This is a genomic window from Mycobacterium genavense ATCC 51234 (genome assembly GCF_000526915.1).
Lineage (GTDB): Bacteria > Actinomycetota > Actinomycetes > Mycobacteriales > Mycobacteriaceae > Mycobacterium > Mycobacterium genavense.
This window is the reverse complement of record NZ_JAGZ01000002.1, coordinates 39,398-51,436: the sequence shown is the minus strand read 5'-3', so window position 1 is coordinate 51,436 and position 12,039 is coordinate 39,398. Positions and strand designations below refer to the sequence as shown.

Sequence of the window (12,039 nt, the reverse complement as noted above, 5' to 3'; positions counted from 1 at the left end):
CGCGCCACGAACGAGATGGGTGGTGGTTGGGCATCGTTGCTCCCGGCCGCAGACTCCCGTGAGTGGAAGAGCGCAAAGATACCCGGCGGACGTCGAGGCGAGCAAGCGCCAACTCCCGCCATGTGTCGAAGCCGCCTCCTGCGATACCTGCTTGCGAGCCCGTCGCACGGCAAGAATCTTCCAAGACGTGCGAGTTAGCTTGCTAAGCCTTCGATCTGCCGCGCAGGGCTCGAACCCCTGGTGGAACCCAGAAGGGAATAGCGGTCGAATCTTCCCTCGTCGATCGCGGCGGCGGCACGGGTCTGGCTGAGTGCGGCATACGTGTCGACGACCTCGCGGGTGAAGCCCTCCAGGGTCGCGATGAGGTCAGCCGAAATGCCTTGCGGAACAGTCGGATGAAGTGCTCGCAGGCCCGCGTTGTTGCCGTCGATCGTCGGCACTCCGGCGGTGACGTCCCATCGCGACATCGATTCGACGCCACCGGCGATCACCAGATCGTCGGCGCCCGCGGCAATCGAGGATGCCGCGACGGTGACGGCTTGCTGCCCGGATCCGCAGAACCGGTTGAGCGTCATCCCCGGCACGGTCTCGGGCCAACCGGCCAATAGCACCGACAGCCGCGCGATGTCGTCGCCGTGGTCACCCGACAGGATGCCGTTGCCGGCGATTACGTCATCGACGTTTGCAGGGTCGAAACCGGTGCGGTCGGCCAGGGCGGTGAGGCAGGTGGCGAAAAGGGTCTGCGGATGCACGTTGTGCAGTCCGCCATCCGGGCGGCCCCGTCCCCGGGGTGTGCGTACCGCATCGAGAATCCAGGCGTCGATGTTGGGCTCCGATCGTGGTGCAAGGGGGTCGATCCGGCGGATCCGTACCGATCGTAAATCGTCTCTCGAGTTTGGAGAATAACCCTCTCTAAATCTGCGAAGCCATTCTCGGTGCCGCGGGGCCCGAAGCTCCGGCTACACCCTGGCGGTTTGCGCGGGCGGGCTCGACTGAGACAGCGGGGTCGCCCGGCCCGACCGACGCAGCGTGGCCGCCGGTGTCTCGCCGTACCGCGAGGCGTGTGCGGCGGCGAACCGTCCGGGGTTCGAGTATCCCCAGCGCTTGGCGATCGAGGCCACGGTCTCGACCGAGGGATCCGACTCGAGCAGCTCCTGGTGCGCACGCCTCAGCCGCACCTGCCGGAGGTAAGTCATCGGCGACATGCCCAGGTGGCGAATGAAACTTTGCTGCAGAGCGCGCGAGCTGACGTGACACTCGGCCGCCAGCGACGTAACCGTCAAGGGGAGATGGGGCTCGGACTCGATGATGTCTACCGCGGGCCGAATAGTATGGGGTGCAACAAGTTTGGTCCGCTCTGCGAGCGCGTTCCGGTACGGGTGGTCAGCGGCAAGCAGCAGTGCGTGGAGCAAGCTGTCCACGAAAGGCGTTGCCACCAAGGGTTGTGTCAGGGCGCTGTCTTTTCGAAAGAGTTCCTGGGCGAACACGGTGAACATGTGCATCCAGCTGCGCGCGGGTCCCTTGGTGGTCACCATGGACGGCTTGAATTCGATCTGCGCGGTCAATGGGCGCCCGAGCGCCTCGCCGAGCGTGTCCTCGAGCGCATTGCGGTTCACTCGCAAGGCAATCACTCGGCAGCCCGCCTGCCAGCGGGGAACGACCAGTTCTCCCTTGGGCAGACAAATAGTGGCAAGTCCGGGCGCATAGGTTATCGAGGAGCCGCGCTGCACTAGCTCCATTTGCCCGGACGCGAGAATGTTGACTTGGTAAAACGGCCGATCGTGGGCGCAGCGGAGGCAGGCATCGACGTTGAAGGCCAGGTCAAGCACGGTGATCGGCCCGACGCTGTCGGCGCGTTGGGTCAGCGAAAGCGGCTTGCGACGGTCCACCGGGCCGAGTGTTTGCAGGCACGGAAAGAATTTGGCGACTTGCTTGAAGGCGTCGGTTGCCTTGAGTTCCGCAACGGTTTTCGGTTCACTCTTTTCGCCCATTTCGAACTCCGCTTCTCCCGCTTGAACGGACTACTCGGGCATTCGCGGCGAGTGCCGGTACGGATCGCTTAATGTGGCGGACGTTACATCATTTGCGAAGCAGCATTTTTCGGAAGTTCGCGTGTCGCCGGTCTCGGTAAGAGGCCGAACCTAGCTATGCGTAGCAAAGTGTCTCAAACGTTGCGCGAACTGTACCGACAAAAGGTATCGCGACTCTGGCGGCTCTAGCATCGCTGTGAAAGCGTTATCCGACAACGGATTTCGCAATTGCGATCGGAGTGAGATGACAACATCGTCTGCACAGTGTCCCACAGCACACGAGGAGCTGTTGGCAGCGGCGGTGCGATTACAGCCGCTGCTACGCGAAAGCACGTTGGCCAGTGAAGCCATGCGGAAGCTGCCGCAAGAGGCGATCGATGCACTGACCGAAGCAGGGTTCTTCCGCTTGCTCAAGCCGCGTCGGTTCGGGGGTGTGCACACCCGACAACGGACGATGCTCGAGATCGCTGAAACGCTCGGCCAGGCAATTGCATCCGCGGCATGGCTGGTGAGTATCGGAGCCACGGCCGCGGTCGTGGTGCGGCACGGCTCGGAGCAGGCCCAGTCCGAGATCTTCCGCGCGCCCGATGCCCGGATTGCCGGCGGGCTGTCCCCGGGCACCGCGCACCGCGTGGATGGTGGATTCACGATCAGCGGCAGCTGGTCATACGCATCCGGCGCCCCGCATGCCGACTGGGCATCGATCGGCGTGGTGGTGCCTGGTCAGGACCCCGATCAGGACCGTGCCGACGTGCAGAACTTTCTGTGCTTCGTGCCGGCCACCGATGTGCGGCTGCGCGACACCTGGCACACGGCCGGCATGCGTGGCACCGCGAGCCAAACATTCTTGGCTGATCAAGTTTTCGTTCCCGAGCACCGTGCCATCGCATTCGAATCGTTGGCGACCGGGCGGACGCCGGGAGGTGGCTCGGGTTACCGGCTTCCGCTGGCACCGGTGGCCGCCCTGCTTTTGGTAGGGCTGTTGCTCGGCCTTGGTCAAGCGGCCGTAGACCTGGTGCTTCAAACGTCTCCGTCGAAGTCGTTGACCGGCACATCCTTTGTCCACCAGCGTGATTCGACGGGGGTGCAGATTCAGGTCGCGGAGGCACAACTCAAGTTGCGCAGCGCTCGGCTACATGCTTTCGAGGTCGCCGACGCGTTGGACTCCGGTGAGATCGTCAACGGCCAGGCGGGATATCCGCTTCGTGCACTGGCGCGAGCGCAGTGCGGCTACGCCGCCCGGCAGGTGCTGGAGGCGATACAGATCCTGATCGACGTCCACGGCGCGGGCAGTTTCGCCGATTCCAGTGCAATGCAGCAGTATTGGCGCGACGCGAACGTCGCGGCACGACATGCCGCGCTGAATTCCTACGTCGGTTACGAGATTTACGGAAAGTCACTGCTGGGCGTGCCCGAACGCATAGGCCCGCTGGTCTAAAGGGGGAGAAATGTCGACATTCGTTTTGGTGCACGGATTGTGGCACGACGGCTCGTCATGGGACGGGGTCGTTGAACGGTTGAATACTCGGGATCACAAAGTCTTCGCTCCGACCATGGCCGGTCACGGAGTGGATGCGGACCGATCCGTGACACACGCCGCGGCGACGCGGTCGATCGTGGATTTCGTCCTGGACGACTGAAGCCTGGAGGAAGCATGAATTTCGTCAGCCCGTTTCCCGACGTCGTCATCCCGGACGTCGCGGTGTACGAGTACGTGTTCGGCGACCTCGGCCAGGCCGACGGCGAGCGCGTTGCTCTCGTCGAGACCGCAACGGGAACCGAAGTCACCTACCGCGCACTGGTTGCCCGCATCGGGTGCGTCGCCCGCTCGTTGGCCCAGCGGGGAATTGGCGTGGGCCACGTGGTGGCCCTGCTGTCACCGAACAGCGCGGCGTTCGCGGCCGCCTTGCACGGAATCCTGCGGGCGGGGGCGACGGCGACGCCGATCAACGTCTTGTCCACCGTGGACGAGATCGTGCTTCAGTTGCGGGATTCGGGCGCGCGACTGGTAATCGTGGCATCTCGATTTCGGGAGCAGGCCGAGGAGGCGGCGAATGCGGCGGGCCTATCCAGCAGCGACGTGCTGCCGCTCGATATTGACGATTGCGTAAACCCAACGGGCAGCGGCGGTCCGGAGGTCGATTTCGATCCGGCGACACACGTGGCGGTGCTTCTGTTCAGTTCGGGCACCACCGGAAAGCCCAAGGGCGTGATGCTGACTCATCGCAACCTCGTCACTAACGTAGCCCAATTGCACCCAGTGTCAGGAGTCAGTCCCGATGAGACACTGATCGCGGTGGTTCCCTTCTTTCACAGCTACGGATTGACCGGACTCTTGTGCGCCGCATTGCGAGACCGAGCGCGGGTGGTCGTCATGGCGGCCTTCGACCTGGGCGAGTTTCTGGCCACCATCCAGAATTACCGCGTCACACAGGCTTACATCGCGCCGCCGGTGGCCGTCGCATTGGCCAAAGACCCGATGGTGGATTCCTTCGACCTGTCTTCCCTGCACACCCTCACCTCGGCGGCCGCACCCCTGGACGAAGAACTGGCCAAGGCGGTGGAGCAGCGACTCGGATGCCGGGTCGTGCAGGCGTACGGGATGACCGAACTGAGTCCGGCCAGCCATGTGATTCCGCTGGACGGACGGCATCCGACGGGCGTGGAGGCACCCGTCAGCTCGTGCGGGTGGACCGTGCCGAACTCGCAGAGCAAGCTCGTCGACATCGAGACGGGAGCCGAAATAACGCTTCCCGCTTCGGGCTTGAGCGAGCCGGGTGAGCTGTGCTTCCGCGGACCCAACGCGATGGCGGGTTATCTGCGAAATCCCGCGGCGACCGCGGAGATCATCGATGCCGACGGCGTTCTGCATACCGGTGATTTGGCACCGGTGGACGCCGCGGGCTGCGTGTACATCGTGGACCGGCTCAAGGAGCTGATCAAGTACAAGGGTTATCAGGTCGCGCCCGCCGAACTCGAGGCGCTGTTGTTGACTCACCCGGGCATCGCCGACGTCGCGGTTGTGGGTGTCATCCATAACGCCTCGGGTGAAGAAATCCCGAAGGCCTTCGTGGTACGCCAGCCTGGCATCGCACTGTCGAAGGGTGAAGTGATCGACTTCGTCGCGGGAAAAGTGGCGCCGTACAAGAAGATTAGGCAGGTCGAGTTCGTCGAGAAGATCCCGAAGTCACCGACGGGCAAGATTCTGCGCAAGGATCTGCGAGCGCGCCAATCATGACGAACGTACGGCACAGGGGTGACCGCGGCGTCGTGGTCGTCGGTTCGGGGACGGCGGGATTGTTCGCGGCACTGAGCCTTTGCGACTTGGGCATTCGGCCGCTCGTCGTCGAGCGCGCCGGAGAAGTGGCCGCGGTGTGGCGTGGCCGCTATGACCGGCTCAAACTCAACACCGGTCGGCAGTTCTCGCATCTGCCCGGAAGGCGTTATCCCAAAGGAACTCCCGTTTATCCGAGCCGCGACCAAGTGGTCGAGCACTTCGCACGTCACGCCCGCGAATCCGGTGTCGAGCTACGGGTGCATACCGACGTAAAGCGGATCGACCGGGATTCGTCTGGATGGTCGGTGAGCACGTCCGACGGCGAGATCGCGGCCCGAAACGTCGTGGTTGCCATCGGCTATCAACACACACCGGTCATCCCGAACTGGCCGGGTTGCTTCGCCGGCGAGCTGTCGCATTCCTACAGCTACCGCAATCCGGCACCCTATGCCGGCAAGCGGGTACTCGTGGTCGGGTCCGGGTCGTCGGGCATGGAGATCGCCCACGATCTGAGTACGGGCAGCACCGCCAAGGTGTGGCTATCGGTGCGCACACCGCCAAACACCATGCCCCGCAAGGGTCCTGCCGGCCTTCCCGTCGACGTGCTGTCGATTCCCTTGTACCACCTGCCCGCGCGGCTGTCCGACCGGATCGCTGCGGCCGCGCGCCTCAGGGCGTTCGGGGACCTCAGCGATTTCGGACTGCCCGTGCCCGCCGAGGGGCCGTTCGCCAGAGCGCACCGGCTGCATGTCGCGCCGACCATCGTCGACCTCGAGGTCGTCGATGCTGTGCGCGCGGGATCGGTCGAGGTGGTGCCCGCGTTGTCCGCGTTCGACGGCGGCGAGGCCGTGCTTGAAGACGGCAGCCGAATCAGCCCCGATGCGGTGATCGCGGCGACGGGTTACCGGACCGGGCTGGAGCTGTTGGTCGGTCACCTGGGTGTACTTGGGTCCGACGGCGTGCCGCTGCATTTGGCACCGATGCCCGCCGCCGACGGACTGTACTTCCACGGGATGCTGACGCGGCCCGCGGTGATCGGCTACGCGGCCAAACAGTCACGGGCACTTGCCAAACGCATTGCTACCGACGAACGGTGCTGACTCAGTCGAAGTCGGTACCGCTGGTCAGCTGCTCCCACTTGGCGATCTCGCTGGCGCGCGCGTCCGCGGTGTAGCGATACAGGGCAAGCGCGTCGGGGCCCAGCAGCAGGAACGCCGGCGGCTCGCTGGATTCGACGGCGGCGACGATCGCGGCGCCGGCCTTGGCGGGGTCGCCGGCCTGCGTGCCGTGCATGCTGTCGTTTTCCTTGCGACGCTGTCCGGCGGTTCCGGCGTAGTCGTCGATGACGGTGGCCGACTGAACGAGCGAGCACCGGCGAAGTCGGTTCGAAATGCCCCGGGCTCGACGACGGTGACCGATATGCCGAGCGGGGCCAGTTCCCCGCGCAGCGCGCCGCTCATGCCCTCGAGCGCTGCCTTGGCGGCCGCGTAGTAACCCGATCCGACCGGCATCACCTGGGCGCCGATCGAGGAGACGTTCACGATCGCGCCGCTGCGGCGCGCGCGCATGCCGGGCAGCACGGCCTTGATCATCGCGACGGCGCCGAAGAAGTGGGTCTCGAACAGGGTGCGGACTTCGGCGTCGTCGCCTTCTTCGACCGCGGCCCGATATCCGTAGCCGGCGTTGTTGACCAGCACGTCGACGCCGCCGAACCGCTGTTCGGCCTGTCGCACGGCCGAGTCGATCTGGTCGGGCTTGGTGACGTCCAGCGCGACGGCCAGCACCCGATCAGGCGCGACGTCGGCCAGGTCGGCGACCTTTGCGGCGTCGCGTGCGGTGACGACCGCATTGTGGTGGGCGTCGATGACAGCTTCGGCCAGCGCGCGGCCGAGTCCGGTCGAACAGCCGGTGATAAGCCAGGTGGGCATCGGCGGCCCCTTTCTCTTCGTGGCGAAATCAGCACCGGCGTTGTTTCTAGCTCAATCGGTGAGCGCGCGGCCCACAATCAACGGATCCGGCTTGCCCACCACCTCGTCGTCCTTGTCGTCGTAGTCGGATTTGGCCAGGACGTAGCGCATGGCGTTGACGCGGGCCCGCTTCTTGTCGTTGCTGCGCACCACGATCCACGGCGCAACATCGGTGTCGGTCGCCTTGAACATCGCTTCCTTGGCCTCCGTGTATTCGCTCCACCTGTTGATCGACTCCATGTCCATCGGCGAGAACTTCCAGTTCCGCACCGGGTCGACCAACCGGATGGCAAAGCGGGTGCGCTGCTCGGCCGGCGAGACGGAGAACCACAGCTTGGTCAGGTTGATCCCATTGGCGACCAACATCCCCTCGAAAAGCGGTGCCTGCTGGATGAATTCGGCGTACTGCTCGGGGGAACAAAAGCCCATCACCCGTTTGACGCCGGCCCAGTTGTACCAGGACCGGTCGAACAGCACCATTTCACCGCCGGACGGCAAGTGGCTGACATAGCGCTGGAAATACCACTGAGAGCGTTCGCGCTCGGTCGGTTTGTCGAGCGCCACCACCCGCGCGCCACGCGGATTGAGGTGCTCCATGAATCGCTGAATGGTGCCGCCCTTGCCCGCCGCGTCGCGGCCCTCGAACACGATGACGTGCCGGGCCCCGGTGCGCTTGCTGTGGTTCTGCAGCTTGAGCAGCTCGATCTGCAGGCGCCGCTTCAGGTCCTCGTATTCGCCGCGCGGCATCCGGTGGTCGTAGGGATATCGCTCCCGCCACGTCTGCACGTGGTTGCCGTCCCGGTCGAGCAGGATCGGGTCGTCGTCATCATCGTCGTTGACGGTGTATCCGTGTTCGGGGGTGGACAGCGCCTCGAGATCTATCTCTGCCATGTTTGACGCTTACCCTCACGTGCTGGTGCGCCAACGTCGCGGTGTTGGGCGACTCTCACCCGATGACTAGACGGGGCTATACCGCGGCGCGGCGCGCCAACCGGAAGGTTCGCATGAACCCGCCCGGCTGCGTCGTCAGCGTCATCTCCACTGCGCCGCTGGGCGCGACCACGTAGCGCTCCTCGACATCCGGCCCCTCGGTCCACCGTCCGACCGGCTGGCGCCCGAGGTCGTCGCGATCGTGGAGGGCCGGATCGAACGGGAACAGCACCGGATCATAGGGAGTGACGTCCCCGTCGGGACGGCCGTTGACAAGACGGCTGCATTCCACGAAGCGGAAATGCCCGATGTTGTGCGCCGCGCGGTACGTCCGGCGGACGACGAGCGGGCTCTCGCCGTCGGCGGGCAGCGAGACGTCCTTGCCGACGATCGGGTCGAAGACGACGCCGGCGCCGGCCTCGGCCTCGCGGAAGACGTCGAAGTGTCGCGAAAAGCGTTCGGACAACGCGAATCCGGCCTCTTTGTCGAGGAACACGGCCAGACCGATAGCCGTCGCGGCAAACGGGTGCGGTGAGCGTTTGACACGCTTTTCGCCGAAGGTGCTGCGCAGCATCCGGGAGATGAGCGGATAGCCGCCGGCCCCGCCCACCACGTAGATGCCGGTGACTTCCGACCAAGCCACGTCGCTGCTGCCGTCTCGCAGGATGCGGTTGAGCAGGTCGATCGTGGGGGTGACCAGCGGCGCGCACGCGGAGTAGACGTCGTCGATGCCGCAGGAGAACGGTGGCCGGCCGGCTGCCGTCAGGTCCACCAGGAAGCGGCGTGTCTGCGGCCCGACGGCCTCCTTGCGGGCCGCGCACAGCTCGCGCAGCAAATCGAGCGTGCCGGCTGCCACGTCGCGCAGATTCGCGCCGGCGCACACTAGCCGCACAATCGCCTCGTCGAAGTCGTCACCGCCCAGACGCTGGATCCCCTCGCTGATCATGACCTCGTTGGAGTGCCCGGTCATCTTGAGCAGTGACGCGTCGAAGGTGCCACCGCCGAGGTCGTAGATCAGGACGTATTCACGTTTGGCGGCGATGGTGGATCGGTAGCGATGGGCGTATTCGAGGCTGGCGGCGGACGGCTCGTTCAGCAGCGCGACGTGAAAACCCGCCGCCACGAAGGCATCCAGCGTCAGCAGGCGCTGGAGGCGTTGGCGGGCACGCTGATGGCCGCCTCGATGTCCTCGCCCGGGGTCAGGCTGCCGTTGGAGCGCTGCAGAAGATCGCTTTTCAGCTGCGCCAGAAACCCGGTGAGCAGTTCGGTCAACCGGTAGCTGCGGCCGGCCAGGCTCACCTCGGTTTGCGGTCCGGCGTCGTTGAGCAGTCGTTTGATCGATCGCAGCACCGACCACCCGGGATCGTGGCGCACGGTGGCGGCGTCCACCCCGAAGCGCAGCTCCCCGGCGGCGTTGGCGGCGATCAGCGAAGGCCAGGCATCGACGCCGTCGAACGAGACGACCGGGTAGTTACCCCGGTCGACGAGCGCGACGACAGTGTGGGTGGTGCCGAAGTCGATGCCGACTCTCATTCCGCACAATCTTAGGGCGGTGCAGCGAAATTCGGGACTCTAGGTTTGTCCGGCGTGGCGCTCGCCGGCCGGCGATGCCCGCGGGGCCTCCCACTGCCGTTGTACCTCCCGCTCGGCGGCGGTGGCAATCAGGCTCGAGGGCGCGAACCGCTTCGACTTTATCGATTCGTCCTCGGTCAACGGCCTGCCGCCGCCACGAATTGCCTTGAGCGAGACGGCAATTCCGATTGCCAACACGATGATCACCACGACCGCGAAGGGTATCGACAGCGTGCCCTGGATGAAGGTGTTCCTGATGACTTCGTCGAGCTGGTGTGCATTCTTGGCCGAGCCGAAGGCGGTCTTGCCCGCGTCCCTGGCGGCCGAGTACTGCGCGTGTTGTGACCAGTAGCCGATCGTCGGGTTCGCGGAGAAGATCTTCTGCCACGACGCGGTCAGCGTGACGATCAGGTCCCACAGCAGCGGGACGCCCGGAATCCAGGCCCATCTCAGCAAGCCCTTCTTGATGACGACGACGGTGATGACGGTCAACGCGATCGCCGCGAGCAGCTGGTTGGCGATACCGAACAGCGGAAACAGCGTGTTGATGCCGCCGAGTGGATCGGTCACGCCCATCAGCAGGATGCTGCCCCAGCCCGCGCAGACGGCCAGGCTGCAGCCCCACACGCCCGGGCGCCAGCTCGGGTTGCGCAGCTTGGCCAGCGGACCGCCGAAGTTGCCCAGCGCGTCGGACAACATGAACCGGGCGACCCGGGTGCCGGCATCGACCGCGGTCAGGATGAACAGCGCCTCGAACATGATCGCGAAGTGATACCAGAACGCCTTGAGGCCCGCGCCGCCGAACACTCGGTACAGGATCTCGGACATGCCGACCGCCAATGTCGGGGCTCCGCCGGTGCGCGACACGATCGACTTTTCGCCGACGCCGGCGGCGGCCTGGTTGAGCTGATCCGCGGTCGCCGGGGCGCCGGACAGGCCGAGGCCGTTGACGTAGTGCGCCGCGGTCCCGCCGGTCTGGGCGGCCGGCGCGTTGAGGGCGAAGTACAGATGCTGGTCCAAAATCGACGCGCTGATCAGCGCCATCACCGCGACGAACGACTCGGTGAGCATGCCGCCGTAGCCGATGAAGCGCATCTGGCTTTCTTTCTCCAGCAGCTTGGGCGTCGTTCCCGACGAGATCAGCGCGTGAAATCCGGACAGTGTGCCGCACGCGATGGTGATGAGCAGGAACGGGAACAGCGAGCCGGGAAACACCGGTCTGTCGCCGCTGGAGGCGAACCGCGAAACGGCCGGCGCCTGCTAGCAGGGGGTGCGCGATAAAGATGCCAACCGCCAGCAACGCGATGGCGCCGACCTTCATGAACGTCGACAGGTAGTCGCGCGGTGCCAGCAGCAACCACACCGGCAGCATCGAGGCCACGAAGCCGTAGATGATGAGCAACCAGGAAACCGTGAGCGCGGACAGCGTGAACCAGGATGCGCCCCAAGAGGTTTCGCTGACCCAATTGCCGGATGCCACAGCGATCATCAGCAGCGCGAAGCCGATCACCGACACCTCGGCCACCCGCCCGGGTCGCAGGAACCGCAGGTAGCAGCCCATGAAGAGCGCGATCGGGATGGTCATCGCGATGGAGAACACACCCCACGGGCTCTGGGCTAGACCACGGACCACCACCAGCGCCAGCACGGCGAGGATGATCATCATGATGACGAGGACGCCGACCATCGCGGTGGCGCCGCCGGTGTTCCCGAGTTCGTCGCGGGCCATCTGGCCCAGCGAACGTCCGCGTCGCCGCGTGGAGATCCACAACACCAGGTAGTCCTGCACGCAACCACCGAGAACGGCTCCGATGACGATCCAGAGGCTACAGGGTAGATAACCCATCTGCGTGGCGAGCACGGGCCCGACCAGCGGACCCGCTCCGGCGATGGCGGCGAAATGGTGGCCGAACAGGACCCGACGGTCGGTCGGCACATAATCGGTGCCGTCTTCGAAGATTTCCGCCGGTGTGGCGTGGTCGTCACGCGGGCGGACGATCTTCATTTCGACCAGCCGCGCGTAGAACCGGAACCCGATGATGTAGGTGCAGATCGCCGCGACCACGATCCAGACCGCATTGACCGCCTCCCCGCGTACGAACGCGATGACGGCCCACGCGATCGCGCCGATCACGGCGATGATCCCGAAGACGATCCGGTGGCGCAGGCTGATGGGGGAGTGGTCGACGATCGCGACGGGCGGCAGGTCGTCATGCGTGCGGATGTAGCTGACATCGTTGTCGTGCACAGTCACGGTCAAACA

Annotated in this window: 6 protein-coding genes and 4 pseudogenes; 4 read left to right on the top strand and 6 right to left on the bottom strand. The window is 65.2% G+C overall.

The genetic code is table 11. The features are described 5' to 3' along the window. Window positions 1-266 precede the first annotated feature (266 nt). Together T428_RS25625 and T428_RS30905 are read right to left on the bottom strand one after the other, a co-directional pair. Window positions 267-812, bottom strand: a pseudogene (locus T428_RS25625) (thiolase family protein); the annotation flags it as partial. A gap of 147 nt (window positions 813-959) precedes the next feature. Beyond that, window positions 960-1,991 carry an AraC family transcriptional regulator gene (locus tag T428_RS30905; RefSeq protein WP_025735599.1) on the bottom strand — a complete coding sequence of 344 codons (1,032 nt, stop codon included), beginning with the start codon at window positions 1,989-1,991 and terminating at the stop codon, window positions 960-962. Window positions 1,992-2,379: 388 nt separating this feature from the next. Here T428_RS30905 and T428_RS0104840 point away from each other — a divergent pair, with 388 nt between their 5' ends. Genes T428_RS0104840 through T428_RS0104825 form a run of 4 tightly spaced genes read left to right on the top strand, consistent with a single transcriptional unit; the run spans window position 2,380 to window position 6,407 of the window. After that, window positions 2,380-3,468 carry an acyl-CoA dehydrogenase family protein gene (locus T428_RS0104840; protein ID WP_169733613.1) on the top strand — a complete coding sequence of 363 codons (1,089 nt, stop codon included), beginning with the start codon at window positions 2,380-2,382 and terminating at the stop codon, window positions 3,466-3,468. Between the two features lie 10 nt (window positions 3,469-3,478). After that, window positions 3,479-3,670 carry an alpha/beta fold hydrolase gene (locus tag T428_RS35935; protein WP_025735597.1) on the top strand — a complete coding sequence of 64 codons (192 nt, stop codon included), beginning with the start codon at window positions 3,479-3,481 and terminating at the stop codon, window positions 3,668-3,670. A gap of 14 nt (window positions 3,671-3,684) precedes the next feature. Further along, window positions 3,685-5,268 (top strand): AMP-binding protein, encoded by a 1,584-nt coding sequence (locus T428_RS0104830; protein WP_025735596.1) that lies wholly within the window; start codon window positions 3,685-3,687, stop codon window positions 5,266-5,268. Beyond that, a complete protein-coding gene (locus T428_RS0104825; RefSeq protein ID WP_036467191.1) occupies window positions 5,265-6,407 on the top strand; it encodes a flavin-containing monooxygenase in 1,143 nt (380 codons plus the stop codon). The genes T428_RS0104830 and T428_RS0104825 overlap by 4 nt, the downstream gene beginning before the upstream one ends. A gap of 1 nt (window position 6,408) precedes the next feature. Here the strand turns inward: T428_RS0104825 and T428_RS25615 are convergent. The 4 genes and pseudogenes from T428_RS25615 to T428_RS25605 form a co-directional block, all read right to left on the bottom strand. After that, window positions 6,409-7,235: pseudogene (locus T428_RS25615) on the bottom strand (oxidoreductase). Window positions 7,236-7,286: 51 nt separating this feature from the next. Further along, window positions 7,287-8,165 carry a polyphosphate kinase 2 gene (gene ppk2 / locus T428_RS0104815; RefSeq protein ID WP_025735594.1) on the bottom strand — a complete coding sequence of 293 codons (879 nt, stop codon included), beginning with the start codon at window positions 8,163-8,165 and terminating at the stop codon, window positions 7,287-7,289. A gap of 76 nt (window positions 8,166-8,241) precedes the next feature. After that, window positions 8,242-9,737: pseudogene (locus T428_RS25610) on the bottom strand (Hsp70 family protein). 39 nt (window positions 9,738-9,776) lie between these two features. Further along, window positions 9,777-12,036 (bottom strand): annotated as a pseudogene (locus tag T428_RS25605) (carbon starvation CstA family protein). Between the last annotated feature and the right edge of the window lie 3 nt (window positions 12,037-12,039).